Here is a 19,150-nt window from a genome sequence, read left to right as displayed (position 1 = left end):
TAGATCCAACTACCTACAATCCAAAATCATAATCGCGTTCTACTAAGCATATTCTAGTTTTATATGCTAAATACCATTTTTCTCTCCCCATTCTTTGGGCCATTAGATGATCTGTTTGTTGTTTCCAGTTGCGTATAGCATCAAGATTTTCCCAGTAACTTATAGTAATTCCTAAGCCTTCTCGTACACTTTCATGTCCTAAATATCCTTGTTGCATTTCTGCAAGACTGACCATTTCTGAAGCTGTTTCCGCATAGCCTTCCTCGATTTCAGTTCTTAAATTTGAAAATATCACAGCGTAATACGGAGGTTTTGGAGTGTTGGCTATCATTTTTTTTATTTATCGAGTAGGGGTATATACAACCTAAGCTGTCTTAGAATTATCTGCTAAAGATGGTTTAATAATCTGTCTCTATTGATTCAATTCCAATATAATCTAAAGTAGACAATGATGTTTCAGAATTTTAGTTTGGTTTTTTCCTCTGAACTTTCTTAAAACTCATTGTTGCTCTACTTGATAATTGTCAAGGAATTGTGAAAATCTGAACTGAGGAAGTTGACCAGCGTACTAAGGTGGGCAAGCAGTGTAGTCAGTATCCTTTACCAATATATTATTCTGAAAACTGTCAAGTTATGAAAGTCCAACAAATTAAATTTCGACTCCTTGCTCTAAGTCTACTCGGCTTAGGTATGACCGCATGTGATACCAATCTGGAGCTAGTTCAATCAATTGATGAGGAATTCACTGGAATTTCTTCTATCGAAATTGAGTCATCATTCCTGGATGTGAATTATCAAGGGATCGAAAGTGGAACTTCTGTCCACTTTCTTGGAGCTTTGGAGTCCAACAAGGCTGGTAAGTATTCTATTGAATACAGCGTAGATCAGGATAAGCTGATCATCAAAGTGGATAAGAATGGGATCAGCGGATCTGGAAATAGTCGTGGATATATTAATCTCACTGGTCCAGTGCTGATGGATTTGGTCTTGGATGCTGGATCCGGAAATATTAAAATTAACCATGTGATTTCTGATGAATTTGTCTTTAGAGGTGGTTCTGGCAACCTGGAACTTGGTTACATCAACGCTCCCGAAATTAATTTACAACTAAGTTCGGGGAGGATTAATGCCTATGAGTTAGCTGGGGATGTGGAATTGGAGATTTCTTCCGGTAATGCGTCAATTACTAATCTTGATGGGAATATTAATGCCGTAGGATCAAGTGGGAAGTTTTCTTTTGAGAAGATAAATGGAATAGTTAATAGCTCTTTGAATTCTGGAAATGGAGATTTAAACAATGTCCAGGAAATAGGCAGACTGAAAATTTCCTCAGGAAATTATACTGTAGATAGTTCATATTTAGGTGCCAATACTAAATTTGAAGGTTCTTCTGGGAATTTTGATATTCAAACTGCTTCGGATTTAAGTGATTTTAATTTTGATATGAAAACATCAAGTGGGAATCTTAAAGTAGGTGAAAGTACCTCCTCAGGTTCATTGAAAATAGATAACGGTTCGCCTTACACTGTATCAGGAATTGTATCTAGTGGCAATATTAGAATAAGGAATTAATGAAAAAGTAAAAGGCTTAGCGAAATGAATCGCTAAGCCTTTTTAACTATACTATTGTTTACAGTTGACTGTCGTCAGTCGACCAGTAACTTATCTCAATGAATTAATCCACTTCGCAATTTTCATCGCGTCTTCTTTGGATACCTGAGCCATTGGAGGCATTTCGGTAGCATAATCAGGCCAGTTTTGTGGCTGAGGATTGTAGATCAACTCGACGATTTTTTCGTCAGAATATCTTCTTTTAGCTACATCCTGGTATGCTGGACCAATTACTTTCTTGTCTTTCATGTGACAAGCTGAGCAAGTATTTTTCGCTAAGATTGACTTGATCTCTGCATCAGTTGGAATAGCTGAAGCAACCGCTTTTGCTGGAGCTGTTTTAGACGGAGCTGGTTTTACTGCGACTTCTTTCACAGGCTCAGGTGCTGGAGTTTTGATTACCATTTTTGCGCCAGCAGGAATATTGTGAAGCGTATAGTAAGCATCTGGGTGCACAAGAGAGAAGCTTCCATCTACAGCTCTCACGCCATTGAGGCTAAGTTTATGTACATAATCTTTTCTCAATCCTTCCACGGCAATCCTTGCAGACATACCGTCCGCTGCCACTTCCACACCTAGAACTTTCAGGGTTTTGTTGTCAACAGGAGGGCTACCGTAAACCGGGTAATACTTATAAGTGAAGCTTTCTACTGCATAAGAAGTCAAATCTTCAGCAGAAGCTTTGTTTACAGGCTTAGTAAATTCAATCAAGAAACCATCAGACTGAGCCTTAACAGTTCTCATTTCGAACGGAATGTTGTGATTCCAAACTAAGCGCTGCAAACCTTCATTTGCCTCACCTGCAGAACCCCAACCACGGTTGGTCTCGCCGATAAACAAAGACTTATCCGGAGCCCAAGCCATTCTCAAAATACCAGACTGGAAACCAGATCTGAAATCAATGGAAGCACCTTGCATCACGCCATCTACCTCTTCAAGAATTACTCGCATGATTTTACTTTGACCTTGGTCACCCACTAGAACCTGGCCTCCGAAAGGACCGAAGTTTCCTTCTGGAATCACTACAGGCTCTGAGTTGGAAATACCCTGGATACCATGAGGTAACCAAATTGCGGGAAGTTTCAAATCAGGAAGTTTTTCCTTAGCCTGAGCCATGGTGATGTATGGAGAGTCCATTACGTTCTCCGGCTTTAGAAACCCACCTGTTCCGTTAGGTACTTTTTGTGGATCGACAACTTTGTTGAATTCTTCAGTAGTCAATTTCAATGGAGAATCTGGAAGTCCAGTCCAAGCCAATCCTGCTGGGTGACCAGTGAAATCACCCTTCTCGATGAACCAAAGGCCACCTGAACCCATGTAATCACCTTGGTTTTCAGTATAAACTAACTTGTCTCCAAGCATTCCCAATCCAGCTGGAGATCTCATTCCAGTGGCATAAGGTTCCATACTTCCGTCCCGGTTGATCTTCATGATCCAGCCTCTCATTGGCACGCGGCTTTCGCCTCTCCACCATTCCTGATCGCCAAAAGCAACGTTTGCAGAAACGAAGAAAGAGCCATCAGGACCTACTTTAGGGCCGAAGCTATATTCGTGATAGTGAGCAGAAATAGGCCAAGCGTAAACTGTCTCGTATAAGTCAGCAGTTCCGTCTTGATCAGTATCAACCAATTTGGTCAACTCGCCTCTTTGAGCCATGTAGAAAGCTCCGTCTTCGTAATGAAGTCCTAAGATTTCATGAAGTCCAGAAGCAAATTTCCTGAAAAAAGGCTTAGGGCTGGTAGGGTTTTCTACGATAAATACGTCGCCTCTACGAGTAGCTACACCGAGATCGCCATTTGGCAAAACGGTCAAACCTCCAACTTCCAAAAGAGTCCCTTCTGGAGCTGTTACCCGCATGATTTTAAAGAAATCCTCTTCTTTTGGGGATTCCTGTGCGTTTGCTTGCCCAGGCATCAGCTGAATTGCAGCAGCTAGTCCAAAGGCAATTTTTGTGAATTTATTTTTTAGTATATTTTTCATCTTTGCGCTGTCCTTGGATTAAAAGAGAAGATTGTAAACGATGTTTCCCTTTGCAGGCAAGAAAATACCGGCATTACCATCAGTAGTATGAGTCACTGGAGCGCCGAAAGCTGCCTCATCGTATTCCAGATAAACACCAGTCTCCGGTAATAAATAGTAGCCTTTGTTGATCTTTTGAATTTCAGTTCCTGCTGCTACTCTATAGAAACCATTACTGATACCGGAAACAGCTCTGTTGATTCCTTTTCCAGAATCCAATACTTTTATTTCGTCTTTCACAGCTTGCCCAGAAAGAAGGTAGGAGAATACTACATCTTCAGAACCGTTCATTAGCTGATAACCTTTTGTTCTGAATTCCTCCGAAGCTGAGTAATCGCTGTTTACAGCATTGATAGCTGGAGTAGTCAAGTTGACAACTGCTCCGCGAGGAACAGAAACGCCATTTCCACGGCTATTCCACATAGGAGTTGCATCTAGGAATTCACCTCTCCATACTTGGATCAATGTACCTGTTTCCATGTCGTAGGCGTAGTTTACTTGTTCCTCAGTTGCTACTGAAACTACGTGACTCAATCTTTTTGAATTAGGGATGTCTCTAAAGCTTCGCAAAACCGGAGTTGCATCCGCATCTACTAGAATTGGATCTGTTTCTTGGTATGCACCAGCTTCTGACACTAGAAGATCAGTGCTTCTTAGACCTGGGCCCGAAATGGCCAAGTTGAATCCATCCACAGACCAATTTCTGTTTTTAGATGCTATAATCTGAATTGGATTAGCTCCCGCTTTCAATTGCTTTCTAACTCTTACTCCTCTATTGGAGAGTTCAGAAATGCTTTCATTTCCAACTGCAAAACCAGAAAGCCCTCCAGGAACCTGAAGTGTAATCTGGTATTCGCCAGCTTCAGCTACATTCAGGTTTGCAGTATATTTAGTCAAATTGACATCAGATACAGAAGCCGGAACTTCATTTAGGGAAGCAACAGATCCTTTTGCTACTGCAGTCTTTCCGGTAAGTTCTTCCAGGTTGTTAAAAGAACCTTGGAAAGTTTCATAGTTCACACCTGAAACGGTAGGAGTCTTAGTAGTGAAAGCGGTGATTTCAATATTTCTGAAAGCTACTGCTCCATGATCACCTTGAATTCTTAATGGACCTTCTGCCACATCTTCACCCGTCATAGAACCGCGGGTAGGCCCGAAGACTTCAAGATTTTCGTGAATAGTAACGCCGTTAAGTTTTACTGATAGGAAACGGGCATTTTCTATTTTATTTCCATTAGCATCGAATTTTGCGGCTTGGAAAGATACTTCCAATTTCTGCCAAACGCCTGGCGCTTTGCTAGCATTTTGGCGAGGTGCATACCCTTGGTAACCTTTTTGGCCATCAGGCTTGCTTTCGTCCCAGCGTTGATAAATTCCGCCATTGTCACCAGGTTTGGTGGTGGTAGAGGTCCAACTGTCAAGGATTTGAATCTCATAATTTCCCTGAAGATAGACTCCCGAGTTTGACCCTGGAGCTACCATATATTCTAAAGAAAGATCTACATCTCCGTATTTTTCTTTGGTAACAATGTCAACACCAGGTTTTTTCTTGGCAGGAAGATTTGCCAAAACTCCTTCGCCATTGGTGGATTGGAGTACATTAGGAACGGTCGGGTCAGCCCAGACTTTTCCCACTTCTGTCCAGCTTCCCTTATTTCCATCAAAGGAATTTAGGTCAAGCTTAACAGGATTTTGTTGGGCTTGCAGGATACTAAGCTGAAGTGCTAGAGCAGCGGTAAGCAATCCTACATGTTTGTTTAAAATCATGTGAATTTGAGGGTTAATAAATTACAAATAGGTTATGATGGTCTTTACAAAAGAAGAAGTTTTGAAGAGAAGCTATTTACTTCTCTACAAAACTTCTTGATACTATAAGGTTACTGTAAGTTTACTTAATAACCTGGGTTTTGAGTCAAGTTAGGATTCAATGAAAGATGGATGTGCGGAATCGGGAAAAGTGTTCTTGTCTGTTCCGAAGCATCTTTGTCCCACCAAGTTCCAGTGGTGAATTCACCGAATCTGATCAAATCAGTTCTTCTTTTACCTTCAAAGATAAACTCTCTTCCTCTTTCTGCAAGTAGTTCATCCATAGTTAAAGTACTAGCAGTATAAGCTTTAGATGACCAGTCTGCTTCAGAATAGGCTCTTTTTCTTGATTCATTTACTAATGCTAAGGCTTCAGCATTAGCAGTTCCACCATTTTTTCTCATCAAAGCTTCGGCTTTATTGAAGTAGATTTCTGTCAAACGGTAAATAACGTAGTCATTTTCCCAATATGTACCTTCTTCGGAAGATGTCCCTGATCTGTATTTATTAAATCTAGCACCAGAATTCTCTTCTCCTTCAGTCATTGAGCCTTCCCCAGTAGCTCCTTCCGAGTTTCTACGTATGGTGTTCACATAGACTAAAGGCTGATCGGCCCATTCTTCCGTTCCTAGTATAGGCTCTCCAGTATTGTAATCTTTCTGAGGACCGAATAAGAACCACTCTTGCTTTCTCATGTCGTTCTCTTCAAAGGCATCAAACGCAGTTGGAATAACCACGAAAGCATTCCATCCACTATAAGTGACATCTAGTGCACGGGACATATTCCCATAACCGAAGAAGAAACCTGCCCAGTTGAAAGTAAAACCACCATCACGGCTAAATGCGAATTGAAAGATGTTCTCAGGTGAGAACTGGTTTTGGTTAGAAAATGGACCCAAAATGGATGGATCAAGTCTCATATTGCCCATTAAGCTACCTCCATCTCCGTTGATTACTTTATCAGAGTAAGTGATGCAGTCATCATAGCGAGGAGTTCCAGACCAAACCTCAGCATTAAGGTAAAGTTCCGAAAGCATGGCATAGCCTGCTGCTTTTGATACTCTACCCACCAATGCCTGAGAAAGAGGTTGTAGTTTTTCCACATTTGCCAAAAGCTCTTCTTCTACAAATTGGAAGACTTCAGCACTTGGGCGTGTTTCAGGATTGGTTGGTTGACCAACTGAAGTCACAATAGGTACATTTCCCCACATGTCCATGATTTTCATGTAGTGGAATGCACGCATTACTTTAACCTCAGCAATGATAGATTCCATTTCTGCCTGAGTAAGACCTGCTGCTTCATAATCTACAGCTTCGAAATCCTCCAAAAGAGCGTTTACATAGCCTAGACCTTCCCACATCAAACCCCAAGAGCCTCTCAGACGGTTTTCCTGTGGAGTCCATTCGTGACGGTGCAACCGTACGTGGTCACCTCCATCATAGCCGTGACGGCCTTTTTGTGGCCACGCGATCTGATCAGCAGCTGACTCGCCATGGTAGTAGTAGCCACTTTGACCCGTAGGAGCAAGCCAAGCCTGCATATGGGTAAATGGTCTTAGTACACCTTGCATGATTTCTACTTTACTGTTGTAGAAATTATCTTTTGATAGTTCGCTATATATTGTCTCATCCAAATCGGTACAGGATACCGTTGCCAAAAGGGCAATAGGAGTGAGTGCAGCGGATATTTTATTGAAATATTTTTTCATGTGTTTGTAATTAATTTTTTACGGTCACATGGAATCTCGCATGTATTATATCTGCCAAAAACTGTGTGTTTTGACTCATGCTAGATTTCATGATTTTTCCTTAATTAAAATCCAACATTTAAACCTAGTGTGAAGCTTTTGGTACGAGGGTAGAATCCTCTGCCGTCAATACCAGTGGTGAAGCCAGCATCCTGAAGTTCTGGATCAAGACCAGAGTAGCCGCTGAAAGTAGCGATGTTACGTCCAGATGCATAAACACGAAGGTTTTTCACATATTTACCACCCACTTTGAATGTGTAGCCTAAGGTGATGTTATCCAATTTGACAAAGGATCCATTTTCCAAATAGTAATCAGAGTATTGTGGATCGTCATCCAATTGTGCATTTTTATTCACAGCGCTAGAAAGCAGGTTGTTTGGCAACCATCTCTTATTTCCGAAATACAACTCTTTTGTATTCAAGATGTCGAAGTCAAACTTGCCTCTGAAGAATATAGTGAGGTCAAACCCTTTGTATCTCAAAACGTTATTCCATGAAGCCATGTACTTTGGTACTCCATTTCCAATAATGGTCAAATCTTCCTGACTCATCTCACCAGCAGTTCCTGTGCTACCGTCAGCTTTGTAGAATAACCACTTGCCGTCTTCATTGAAACCAGCGAAACGCTTACCATAGAAGTTACCTACTGCGCCGCCTTCTTCTACTCTAATAGCATTTCCCAAGTTACCTGGACTAGGAAGTCCTCCTGTTTCAAGCCAAGAAACTGTAAATACATCATTGGAAAGTGAAGTGATTTCATTGATCTGCGTATTTGCAGTCAAGTCCATTTGCCAAGAGAAATCACCTTTTTCTAGGATTGTAGAGCTTAAGTAAAGCTCAATACCTTTATTATTGATGGTACCGACATTGGTAAATAGAGTGCCTTTAACAAAAGCTGGCTGTTGAGCAGTATATCCATACAATAAATCTTCTGTGTTTCTAGTATAGAAATCTAGTGAACCATTTAGCTTATTGTTGAAAAGCAAGAAATCAAACCCTAAATTCCATTCTTTCTTAGTTTCCCATCTCAAATCTGGATTAGGATTTCTTGCTGCTCCGTAAGTCTGATAATATACACCTTCCTGTGGATATACACCACCAGTGCTTAGGGTGACTAGAGATTGATAATTTCCGATTCCCTGGTTACCAGTCTCACCATAACCTAAACGAATTTTCAAGTTATTTACAGCTGAACTGCCACTTAAGAAACTTTCCTCACTCAAAGCCCATCCAACTGAAACAGCTGGGAAATTACCCCACTTGTGATTTTTACCGAATCTGGAAGAACCTTCTCTTCTCAAAGTGGCTTGTGCAAAATACTTGTCTTTGAAGGAGTAACTAGCTCTACCAAAGAATGCAATCAAGGTATTATCATCCTTGAATGAACCCATTCCAGGTCTTGGGAGCAAGGTGTTATTGATTGCTGAACCTGCTCCTAAATTCCAATCTAGGAATCCGTCGGTAGTAAATCCGCTATTATTTACGTTGAATGTTTCAGTCGTAAAGTATTGGTAACTATACCCTCCAATAAAATCAAGGCTGTGATCCAGATTAAAAGACTTTTTATAATTCACTGTAGCTTCCAGTGTATTATTCCAATTCAGGTAATTTGATTTTGATGCATAACCAGTTCCTTGGTAATCAGAAGAAGGTCTGTTAGCAAAGTCATTCATTGATTGGTAATACCTATCATTGTATGTCAGTCTCTGATGCGCACCAAACACTGATGCTGTCAGACCTTCAATGATTTCCAATGACAATCTCACGTCACCGGATAAATTCATCTGATTTCTTTCATTGATTCTGTTAGCATATCTTGAAAGCGGGTTGTAGTTGTTATAAGCCTCAGTTTCTACAAAGGAGCCATCCGCATTGTAGATAGGTGCAGTTGGGTTTCTCTGAATAGCTTGCTCGAAGTCACCTCCGCCACCACCAAGCATGTTTGCATTAAATAGATTGACCGCCATATTGGTTGCCAAAGTCAACTTTTCCTGAAGACCTGTTTGGCTAAAGCTCATTCTACCGCCATACTGCTTTCTGCTATTTTCTTTTGCAATACCCTCAGCATCATTGAAGAAGAATGAAACTCGGTAATTACTATTCGCACTTCCACCAGATGCGGCAAAGTTGTGGTATTGACTAAGATTTTCCTTGTTTAAAAGCTCATCATATAAGTCAGTAGAAGATCCTAAGTCATTATTTTCACTGATCAAACCCTGATCAATTAGACCACGATACTCAGCCGCAGTAAGATTGTCTGGTCTTCTATCCACAAATTCTCTTTGGAAATAAGTGGAGTAATCAAATCTAGCCTGGCCAGACTTACCTTTTTTGGTAGTAATTAAGATTACACCTGCATTACCTCTGGTACCGTAAATAGCAGCTGCAGATCCATCCTTCAATACGTCAAACGTAGCGATGTCATCTTGCTGTAAGAGATCCAAATTACCTCCAGGGATACCATCTATCACAATCAAAGGTTGGGTAGTTCCCGAAACCGATGTAAGACCTCTAAGTTGGATGTCAGTGCCAGCATTAGGGTTGTTTCCTTGAGTTCTAACAATATTCAAACCTGCAACCTTTCCTTGGATTAGTTCCATTGGAGAACGTACACCTGTTTGTACAAATTCTTCGCTGGTAACATTTGCTACGGCTGAGGTAATTTGCTTTTTCGTCTGAGTACCATAACCAATAACTACCACTTCGTTCAATGACTTGATATCATCCAACATGGTAATATTGAACATTCTTCTTTCTCCCACTGGCATCTCTACTGATTCCATACCAATGAATGAGAAAGTTAGAACGGATTCTCCAGAAGATACTTCAAGAGAAAATTTACCGTCGATATCTGTTACCGTCCCGTTGGTAGTGCCCTTCTCTATTACTGTCACTCCAGGAAGAGCCATATTAGTCTCGTCGACGATCGTTCCAGAAACAGAAATTGCAGCAGCCTCTTCGATAGTCACAGCAGTTTCAGGAACATACACAGCTCTTTTTCTAACTACGATATTCTCATTAATCTGCTTAAACTCTAATTTGGATTGTCTAGAGAGGTAAACCAGTGCATCAAACACATTTGTGTTGACTTGCATGGCTACTCTAGCAACTCCTTTAACTTCTTTATTAGTGTAGACGAAATTAAATCCTGAAGCTTCTTCTATTTGTTTGAAAGCTTCTTCGATAGTCACATCACGCAGATGCATACTCACCGGAACCTCATCCATTCTTTTAGTCTGAACCTCTGCTGGATTGGCAAGTAGGACAGTGATGGAAAGGCATTGAACTAAGATTAGCTGGAAAAATCTCTTAGACACTTTTAAAATGCGTAACCGTATGTCATTTTTCATAACTTTAAATTTGGTTTAAACTGTTTTGATTGGTTTGATCTAAAATCCAGAATGCTTTTGACGAAGCATTCTGAAACCTCAGACTGGAGATGTTGACGCATCTTCAGTCTTTTTCACGTTTACATTCTTTTGTTCTTTTTGCATAGATAAGAGGGGGTTATTGTTTGAAATTTATTTTGATTTCTTTGCCATCGATTTCGTACTTAAATCGAGCTGTATAGCTTAATCCTTCCAGGATATTCTTTAACGTTTCTCCTTTGTATTTACCAGAAAGTGTCAGGTTTTGCTCATTGTAATTCACTAGGGATATGTTCACACCAAACCATTGCTCAAGCATTTTAATAGCCTCGGGTAGGGGGGTGTCGTCAAAAATGATCGTTTGATTCAGCCAGGCCAGCACCACATCTTGCTCAAAACCTGCTTTTTCCCATGATTTTCCCATAGCATAGGTGTTGATCTGTTCCCCAGGAACCAGATAATCCAAAAACTCTGGAACTTGTTGAGATTTGACTTCCACTTTACCAGTCACTAGAGAGATAGCAATCTTCCCACTAGCCCCCGCATGTATATTGAATGAGGTACCCAACGCTCTAGTAGAAATGTCCTTGGTATGTACTATGAAAGGCTTGATGGTATCATGTGCTACTTCAAAAAATGCTTCGCCTTCGAGGTAAACTTCCCTAGTTTCACCTACAAAATTCTGGACATAACGTATACTGCTTCCCGCATTCAGTTTTACTACAGATCCATCACTGAGAGTCACAGAAGACTTCACACCAGGCTTCGTAGTATAGGTTAACCAGTTTATTTCTGGAGTTTTTTGTGTTTCAGGTAAGGTGTAATAAAGTAGGCCAAGTGTAAAAGCCAAAAGTAATAGCGCGGCTATTTTTAGTAACTGAACATTGTAATTTGATTTTCTTCTTGACTGCGAATAGCGTGAGATAGTAGCTTCAGGATGTATAGGGAGACTTTTCGGCTCTGTGGTTAACTCATTTGAATCAAGGTTCTTGTCAATTTTGTCCCACAAGTCATCCACCTGAATTTCCCCTAACTTATAATCATTGGTAGGCATATTCAGCACGAGCTGCCTAGCAATTGTAATTTTTTTTAGTTGCTGAGGGTTTCTAATAATATATTCCTCCCATTGAAGATTTTTCTTGCCGTTAGGAGAAAGAATCCATTCACGGAAATCAGCGTCCATTACAAAATCTTCTACTGAGAAATTTAATTTATCCATAATGAGTCTATTCACTACATTAAGGAGCCAAGGGCTAAAAGTTATCCTTCAAAAGTTTAAATATTTTTAACATTTATATTTATTCTAAAAAATAGCGCAATCGATTGAGGAATCGATAAGGAGCTTGCCTTTTTGTTGAGGAATTTACAGTCCAGTGAAAAAGAAAAAATGAATACTGAGAACTAGTATAACTTTTTTTAATGCATTTATGGCTTTCCAGGCCAAGGTATAAGTAGAACGAATATTAATATCCAGCAGCTTGGATGTGTCTTCATAGCTGAGCTTCTCGAAATAGAGATATTGTAGCACTTCCTTCTGCCGAATTGGCAAATTGGCAAGAGCATTCTTCACCTTGGAAGAAATCTCAGAATCCAGTTGAGATTGAATTAACTCTTCTTCAGTGGAATCAACTAAAATTTCATGGTCAGCCATCCAATGGATTGAAGATCTACGGGCTTTTTTGCCTAGTTCTTTCTGAATTCTATTAGAAAGGGATTTGAATAAGTACTGTTTGATATTTACTTCGCTACACAAGTTGGATCTGTAATTCCACAAGTCAATAAAAATTTCTTGTATTGCGTCTTTAACTAAGGTTTCATCCGCATGAAGACTCATTCCGAAATTGAACAAGTCCTGAATAAAATTTCTGTAAATAGCTTCCAAAGCATATCTTTCTCCTGATCGCAAATCGGACCATAAAGTCTCCAGTGACGGACTTTCTAGGGCATTTGTATTAAAAAAAGACAAAATTTTCTTGGGTTACTATTATTTTGCCGAAGTAAGGGAATTTTTAAACGCTATAAAAATTAAATATGATTTAGGGTTAGTTAAATTGTTTTACGTAAACCAACTTTTTTTTTCATAAAAATTGTGTTTCGCGCAATACATTTATAAAAAAATGAAGAATATCGAGAATATATGCCTTTTCATTTTTGAAAACTAGGAGTCTAGATATGAAAAAAATAGTACACTTTGGCCTTTGGGATTATTTCTTAAATTTTGTCTAGTCCAACCCGAAATTCGTTACCGTTTTTTTTAAATGCTGAAGGAGTCATTCCTGTCTCTTTCTTGAACTGTGAAGAGAGATACGCGACACTACTATAGTTGAGGAGATCAGCTATTTCTGAAAGGCTTTTTTCCTTATAAAAAATCAATTCCTTTACTCGTTCCACCTTCAATTTGGTGATGTACTTCTCGATCGTGATTCCTTCTACTTGTGAAAAAAGCCTACTGAGATAGGTGTATTCATGGTTAAGTTTTTCTGAGATAAAGCTCGAAAAATTTTCAGACATAGAACTTTCGGAGTGCTGAATCTGCTCTATGAGGATACTTTTAATTTGTGATATCAGTGTAGACTTGCCTTCTTCGAGCAATTCAAAACCTCTGATTTCGAGTAGGTCTGCCAGTTGCATTTTCTTCTGAATGCTTGGTGATGACTCCCATATTATTTTGCCTAATTCAATAGATGAATAGGGAAGTTGCAATTGATCCAAAGCTTCCTTAACGGAAGAAATACATCGCGGGCAAACCATGTTTTTGACAAATAGCTCTGACATTATTTTGAGATCGTTTACTATACAAATGTATTCAAACAACAGATAGTTCTTAGCAATGCTAGAGCGGATTGGTATAAAAGCAAAAAGCATCCTAGAATTTCTCCTAGAATGCTTTGGTAGATGTGAGGTTAATTAACCTATTTTGGATTGAAAGATTCTTGAAACAGCTAATAGTCCCAATGCTACCAACGGCATAATCATCGCACTGACCGGATCTCCATTTGCTGAATGAGCAATGAAAGCCGAGATAAAAGTGATCCCAAATCCAGCATACGCCCATTCTTTAATCAACTTTGGTGCAGCTGGGATAAGCAATACAAGGGCCCCAAGGATTTTGGCAATGCCCAATTCGATTCGGAAGAAGTCCTTGAAGCCCATGGCTGTGAATTCTGCTGACACATTTGGGTCGGTGAAGTAAGCATAGGCGCTGAATAGCATCATAAGTCCTACAAGTCCTGTTGCTGTCCAATAGATAATTTTGTTAGTCATGTTTTTATTGGTTTTTAATGGTTCCCCCGAAAAGATGGGGCAGGTTATAAAATCTCACATTGCTAGGCTATTCCTTTGATTGGATATAGATCATGGTTGATTTCATTGCTTAAATATTTGATGCAAACTTATCGTAATTAGCTATACATTTGTAAGTGCTATACTAGTGTATAGTACTATACTTTGATATAGTTTAGCGTAAATCTTCTTAAACTTGCCATATGGAAAAGCTAGATAAATCAAATCACAGCCAATGCACTGGGATAATTCGCCCGGTTCAGGATGCCTTGGATGTACTAAATGGTAAATGGAAGCTTCCGATTATCGTGGCTTTGCTCCATGGGTATAAGCGTTTTTCGGAGATTTCTAGGCAAGTTCCTGGGATCACAGATCGCATGCTTTCTAAAGAACTTCGGGATTTGGAATTGAATCATTTAGTGAAAAGGTCAGTTTACGACACTTTTCCAGTGACTGTGGAGTACACGATGACAGAATATGGAGGTACGCTCAAAGATGTCATTGGCGCGCTTCATGTATGGGGTGAGAATCACAGAAGGAAAATCTTCGGTGATGATTTACTAAGAGAGCCAGTGAATAAGGATCATTTGGGCTAAATCAAATCAAAATTTCTACTAGGTAATAAAGCAGCGAAGGGCAAAGCAAACAGCCTAATCCTGTGTAAAATGTGGCTGTCACAGCACCATAAGGAACGAGTTTGGGATCTGTAGCTGCCAATCCAGCCGCTACTCCGCTGGATGTTCCCATTATTCCACCGAAAGCCATTGCAGATCCTGGATCATTTAATCTAATTTTTTCTGCCAAGATAGGAGTGAAGATGGTAACTGCAATTGTCTTGACTACTCCTGCAGCAATGCTTAACGCAATTACCTCTGAACTTGCTCCCAATGCCGCTCCAGTGACCGGCCCCACGATATAAGTGCATGCTCCAGCGCCTATAGTTGCTAAACTCACCGCATCGCGATACCCCCAAAGCCAAGCCATTGCAACGCCCGAGATAAAGAAAAGTAGGATTCCAAAAATCAAAGAGACCAATCCTAAGAAGCCAGATTTTTTGATAAGTAAAAAACTTGCGCCCATAGCAGTTGCTACGATAGCGAAATCACGAAACATGGAGCCTCCCAAAACTCCAACTCCTCGGAAAACAGCTATATCAGATAATCCTTTTTCCCCACCGGTAAACACTCCTCCGATATATCCCAAAACCAATCCCAGAAAAATGGCAATGGCAGAACCAGGAATACGACCTTTTAAGATTCTCTTAGAAAATAAATCAGAAAAATAAGCAAGTATACCAACGGCCAGAAAACCAACGATCAATGCATTTTTATCAAAAACCTTCAGAAGCTCTTCCATTTCAGTTGTGCTTGAAAGCTTTCATGAGAAAAGGAAATAAAGCAAAGGCGAAAATCACTGGAATAATGCCAGCGACTATGGCCAAGTTCCCACTGGAAATTGCAGCTTTCACATTGAGACTTGCGGCCATTGCGATCACTACAGGAATGTACATTTTGTTCCAAAAATCAATTCCAAGGAGCATCTCAGACTGCCACCAGCCTTTTCTCTCGAACAATTCTTTCAGAAGCATAAGGATAATCATGGCAAAACCCACTCCGCCAACATTGGAGTTGATGCCTATGAGTTTACCTAAGAGTTCACCGAGCCACTGACCAAGTAGGTAAGAAAAAGAAAGAAGTGCTAAACCGTAAATAAGCATATCAAAAAAGTTTTTTCAACTCATTCTTGGTGACTTTGCCCATGGTGTTTCGCGGTAAGTCTGGAATGAAAATGTACTTTCTAGGGGTTTTATAAGAAGGCATTCGCTCTCGCATCCAGAGATTGAGTTGCTCTAGGTCGGGTTCTGTATCACAGACCAAAGCAGCCACAACTAACTCTCCCCATTCTTCATTTGGAATTCCGACCACACCACAGTCCTTGATTTCTGGATGCTTGCGCAACACTTCTTCAATCTCCAGCGCAGAGATTTTATATCCTCCAGACTTTATGATGTCAATGGAATCTCTTCCCAAAATCCGATAATACCCATTTTCCAAAACGGCAATATCGCCTGTCATGAACCAGCCGTCTTCTGTGAAGCTTTTGGCTGTTGCCTCGGGTTTGCCCCAATATTCTTTAAATACACATGGCCCTTTGACCTGAATTTCTCCTGGTTCTCCTCCTGGCACCAACTTGTTTTGCTCGTCCACGGTTCTGATTTCTACATTTGGAAGAGGCTGTCCGATATGGCCTGCTCTTCGTTCTCCATCGTAAGGATTACTGATTGCCATGCCGATTTCAGTCATTCCGTAGCGTTCTAGGAGGTAATGTCCTGAGATTTCCTTCCATTTTTCCATCACAGAAACTGGCAAAGCTGCCGAGCCTGAAATCATCAATCGGAATTTTGCCATTGAATTGGACAACTCTTTTTGCTCTTCAGGAGGTAGGAGTTCGTATTCAGAAATCAATTTGAAATAGATGGTTGGCACTGCCATGAAGACGTTGAGATTTCCCTCTAGCATTACCTTAAAAACTTCTTTGGCACTAAAGGAATCTAGAAATTGAACAGTTGCCCCTGACCATAATGCACAACAAAGCACATTGATGATTCCGTGAACATGATGCAGTGGGAGTATTTCTAGAATATGATCGCCCGAGGACCAATTCCAGGCATTAACTAAGATGCTGATTTGGGCTTCAATGATTGCATGAGTTGTCAAAACTCCCTTTGGAAGGGATGTCGTGCCTGAAGTATAAAGGATCATTGCTCCTCTGTCTTTACTGATTTCTGGCAATTCATTATTCCCTTTAGGAAGAATTGAATCCATCTCGATAAACTTGATACTGGAATGCAACTTGTATCTCTCCAAAACATGGATATATTCTGGACCTACAATCAGGTAATCAGCCTTAGTATCTTCTATCACATAAGTTAGTGAGGGGAGAGGATAGGTGATGCAAAGTGGAACTGCGATGCCACCAGCTCTCCAAATTCCCCATTGAGCAGCTACATAATCAATACCTGGAGAAACCATAAAAGCTACTCGAGCTTCTTTTAGATCTGAGAGATTTTCAAGCAAAGCATCAGCGACGCCATGGCTTCGGTCTAATAAATCTTGATAGGAATAGCTGTTTTTCGGGTCAATTACTGCAATTTTTGAAGTAAACTGCCTGGCATTTTCTACAAGTTGTAGCATTTGAGGTAGGTCGGGTTTGTAAAATTGAAGGTAAGATAGAAGCTATTGTTTATAAAGGAAATAATAGAGTTGTGATTTGATAGAAGAGGCTAAATTTTCATTGTTCTAGTTCATTTAAGAAATTATTTTCATTTTCTTTGTTCTGTATTTGCAGAACTAACTGAACTTTGTTTACCTTTGTCCCGTTACTAGCCCATAACCCAAATAGAAAGAAGATGGTATTAACTGAAAGACATAAAGAATTAATCGAACGAATTGGTGTATTTCACGAGCATAAAGGAATGCAGCCATTGGTAGGTAGAATTATTGGTCTTCTATTGGTTCATGAAGAAGGTGAGGTTTCATTTGACGAAATAGTGGAGCAGCTCAGCGTAAGTAAAAGTGCGGTGAGTAATGCGCTTACTTTCCTTCAGGCTAAAGGAAGATGTGTTTATTCTACACGTCCAGGTGATCGTAAAAGATATTTTGCTCTGAAGGTGAGCGATTGGAGAGAGGACTTCCAAAAAGATTTAGAAAACATTTCTGAGATCCAGAAATTCATAGATGAAGTACTAGAAATTAGAACGGATAAGAATCCAGAATTCAACTGCAATATGAAAGACTTTTCTAATTTTTTAGGCTTCTTCAAAAAGGAGATTCCAGCTTTGTTTGAGCGCTTCAAAAGACAACAGGCTTAAAAAAATTTGAACAGTAAGTTCATAAAAAACAGAACCAACTATATATTTTATAACTAACTATTATTCAGCGACATGTTAAAGAAGTATTTAACGTATGCATTTTTCTTGATTGCTCCTGCAATGGCAATGGGGCAAGAGATGGTGCAAGAATTTAACCTACCGGATACCCTCACTTTGAAAGAGAGTATTGAGATCGGTTTGGAAAACAACAGAACGCTGAAAAAGGCGATTCTGGATGAGGAAAAAGCTAAGTATCAGCGAAATGAGATCCGAGGAGCAGGTCTTCCGCAGTTCTCTGCCTACGGTCAGTACAATAATTTCTTGGACGTATTTCCTCAGGCAGTGCCAGGCGGGATTTTTGGTGGAGACCCAAATGACATACAGGTAATTTCTCTTGGCGTTCCTCAGTCCTTAAAGGCTGGTTTTGAATTGAACCAGTTGATCTTCAGCAATTCCTATTTGATTGGTTTGAAAGCCGCGAAAACTGGAGAAGAGTTTTACCGAATTTTGGCTGAGCAGTCTGAAGAAGACGTGATTCATGAGATCTCAATGAATTACTTGGGAGTGATTCAATTGGAGCTTCAGAAAGAAAATTTACGGGCAAATATAGATCAGTTGGAAAGTTTGGAAAAAATCCTTCAATCTCAATATGAGAATGATTTGGCTAGAAAAGTGGATCTCAATCGTGTGAAGGTAAACCTTACATCCATCAAAAGTGAGCAGGAAAATCTTGATATCGCTATCTACCAACAGGAAGGTTACTTGAAGTTATTGATGGGAATTCCTGTTGATACGGAGATCACTTTGGATCACTCAGTTGCGGACATGAACCAGAAAGTGAAGGATTTTCAAATCAATGATTTTAACATTTTTGATAGAAAAGATATCCAGGTGTTGGGAGTACAGGAGAAATTGTACGAATACGAATACAAAAATATCAAAGCGGCTCATCAGCCACAATTGGTTGGTTTTGCAGATTTCAATAAGAATGCCTTCTCTGACAGTTTCGATTTCCTAAGTCAAAACAAAGTTTGGTACCAAGGATTTTTGATTGGTGTGAAACTTCAGATTCCGATTTTTGACGGAATGCAGACTAAATACAAAGCCGCCCAGTCAAAGGTTGCTGCCCAGCAGTTAAGCCTCGATCGTCTTCAGGCTGAAGATGCTGCAGATTTGGAATACAAAAATGCACTGAACAAATACTACAATTCCTTAAGTACACTGGAATCTCTGGATAGTAACCTGGATTTGGCAAATGATGTACTTAGCGAGACCACTTTGCTATACAAGGAAGGGCTAAGCCCATTGACTGATTTGCTGGATGCGGAGACTACTCAGCGTGAAGCGCAAGCCAATTACAACAATCAAATCATACAGGTTCGAATCGCTCAATTAGAGATTCTGAACTCATCTGGAAAAATCAAAAATCTTTTACTCTAATAGAA

General features: G+C 40.0%; 16 protein-coding genes. 4 read left to right on the top strand and 12 right to left on the bottom strand.

Annotation, left to right across the window (positions count from 1 at the left end; genetic code table 11):
* Positions 1–13: 13 nt before the first annotated feature.
* Positions 14–331 (bottom strand): antibiotic biosynthesis monooxygenase, encoded by a 318-nt coding sequence (locus AACZ87_RS05360; RefSeq protein WP_339865573.1) that lies wholly within the window; start codon positions 329–331, stop codon positions 14–16.
* Positions 332–633: 302 nt separating this feature from the next.
* Here AACZ87_RS05360 and AACZ87_RS05355 point away from each other — a divergent pair, with 302 nt between their 5' ends.
* Positions 634–1,572 (top strand): DUF4097 family beta strand repeat-containing protein, encoded by a 939-nt coding sequence (locus tag AACZ87_RS05355; protein WP_339865571.1) that lies wholly within the window; start codon positions 634–636, stop codon positions 1,570–1,572.
* Positions 1,573–1,662: 90 nt separating this feature from the next.
* Here the strand turns inward: AACZ87_RS05355 and AACZ87_RS05350 are convergent, their stop codons facing one another.
* The 8 genes from AACZ87_RS05350 to AACZ87_RS05315 form a co-directional block, all read right to left on the bottom strand.
* Positions 1,663–3,591, bottom strand: a complete 1,929-nt coding sequence (locus tag AACZ87_RS05350) for a c-type cytochrome (RefSeq protein WP_339865569.1) — start codon at positions 3,589–3,591, stop codon at positions 1,663–1,665.
* Positions 3,592–3,609: 18 nt separating this feature from the next.
* Positions 3,610–5,397: a DUF1080 domain-containing protein gene (locus AACZ87_RS05345; RefSeq protein WP_339865567.1), complete on the bottom strand. Its 1,788-nt coding sequence runs from the start codon at positions 5,395–5,397 to the stop codon at positions 3,610–3,612.
* Positions 5,398–5,522: 125 nt separating this feature from the next.
* Complete coding sequence (locus AACZ87_RS05340; RefSeq protein WP_339865565.1) at positions 5,523–7,145, bottom strand: RagB/SusD family nutrient uptake outer membrane protein; 1,623 nt, start codon at positions 7,143–7,145, stop codon at positions 5,523–5,525.
* Between the two features lie 104 nt (positions 7,146–7,249).
* Positions 7,250–10,534 (bottom strand): TonB-dependent receptor, encoded by a 3,285-nt coding sequence (locus tag AACZ87_RS05335; protein WP_339865563.1) that lies wholly within the window; start codon positions 10,532–10,534, stop codon positions 7,250–7,252.
* A 157-nt stretch (positions 10,535–10,691) separates the two neighbouring features.
* The gene (locus AACZ87_RS05330) at positions 10,692–11,771 is read right to left on the bottom strand and encodes a FecR domain-containing protein (RefSeq protein WP_339865561.1); all 1,080 of its coding nucleotides are present in this window, start codon (positions 11,769–11,771) and stop codon (positions 10,692–10,694) included.
* Between the two features lie 144 nt (positions 11,772–11,915).
* Positions 11,916–12,518, bottom strand: a complete 603-nt coding sequence (locus AACZ87_RS05325) for a sigma-70 family RNA polymerase sigma factor (RefSeq protein WP_339865559.1) — start codon at positions 12,516–12,518, stop codon at positions 11,916–11,918.
* 245 nt (positions 12,519–12,763) lie between these two features.
* On the bottom strand, positions 12,764–13,327 hold the full coding sequence (locus tag AACZ87_RS05320) for an AraC family transcriptional regulator (RefSeq protein ID WP_339865557.1): 564 nt from the start codon (positions 13,325–13,327) through the stop codon (positions 12,764–12,766).
* A 132-nt stretch (positions 13,328–13,459) separates the two neighbouring features.
* On the bottom strand, positions 13,460–13,816 hold the full coding sequence (locus AACZ87_RS05315; RefSeq protein WP_339865555.1) for a DoxX family protein: 357 nt from the start codon (positions 13,814–13,816) through the stop codon (positions 13,460–13,462).
* Between the two features lie 221 nt (positions 13,817–14,037).
* Here AACZ87_RS05315 and AACZ87_RS05310 point away from each other — a divergent pair, with 221 nt between their 5' ends.
* Positions 14,038–14,430 carry a helix-turn-helix domain-containing protein gene (locus AACZ87_RS05310; protein ID WP_339865553.1) on the top strand — a complete coding sequence of 131 codons (393 nt, stop codon included), beginning with the start codon at positions 14,038–14,040 and terminating at the stop codon, positions 14,428–14,430.
* A gap of 1 nt (position 14,431) precedes the next feature.
* On the opposite strand, the gene madM is transcribed toward AACZ87_RS05310, so the two are convergent.
* The 3 genes from madM to AACZ87_RS05295 are packed head-to-tail and all read right to left on the bottom strand — an operon-like array spanning position 14,432 to position 17,028.
* Positions 14,432–15,190 carry a malonate transporter subunit MadM gene (madM, locus tag AACZ87_RS05305; RefSeq protein WP_339865551.1) on the bottom strand — a complete coding sequence of 253 codons (759 nt, stop codon included), beginning with the start codon at positions 15,188–15,190 and terminating at the stop codon, positions 14,432–14,434.
* Between the two features lies 1 nt (position 15,191).
* Complete coding sequence (madL, locus tag AACZ87_RS05300) at positions 15,192–15,551, bottom strand: malonate transporter subunit MadL (RefSeq protein ID WP_339865550.1); 360 nt, start codon at positions 15,549–15,551, stop codon at positions 15,192–15,194.
* A 1-nt stretch (position 15,552) separates the two neighbouring features.
* Complete coding sequence (locus tag AACZ87_RS05295; protein WP_339865549.1) at positions 15,553–17,028, bottom strand: acyl-CoA synthetase; 1,476 nt, start codon at positions 17,026–17,028, stop codon at positions 15,553–15,555.
* Between the two features lie 215 nt (positions 17,029–17,243).
* On the opposite strand from AACZ87_RS05295, the gene AACZ87_RS05290 reads away from it, so the two are divergent.
* Positions 17,244–17,705, top strand: a complete 462-nt coding sequence (locus tag AACZ87_RS05290) for a MarR family transcriptional regulator (RefSeq protein WP_283411043.1) — start codon at positions 17,244–17,246, stop codon at positions 17,703–17,705.
* Positions 17,706–17,777: 72 nt separating this feature from the next.
* On the top strand, positions 17,778–19,145 hold the full coding sequence (locus AACZ87_RS05285; protein WP_339865547.1) for a TolC family protein: 1,368 nt from the start codon (positions 17,778–17,780) through the stop codon (positions 19,143–19,145).
* Positions 19,146–19,150 lie beyond the last annotated feature (5 nt).

This window comes from uncultured Algoriphagus sp., assembly GCF_963974365.1.
Lineage (GTDB): Bacteria > Bacteroidota > Bacteroidia > Cytophagales > Cyclobacteriaceae > Algoriphagus.
The sequence above is the reverse complement of the archived record's forward strand: the minus strand, read 5'-3'. Positions and strand labels throughout refer to the sequence as shown.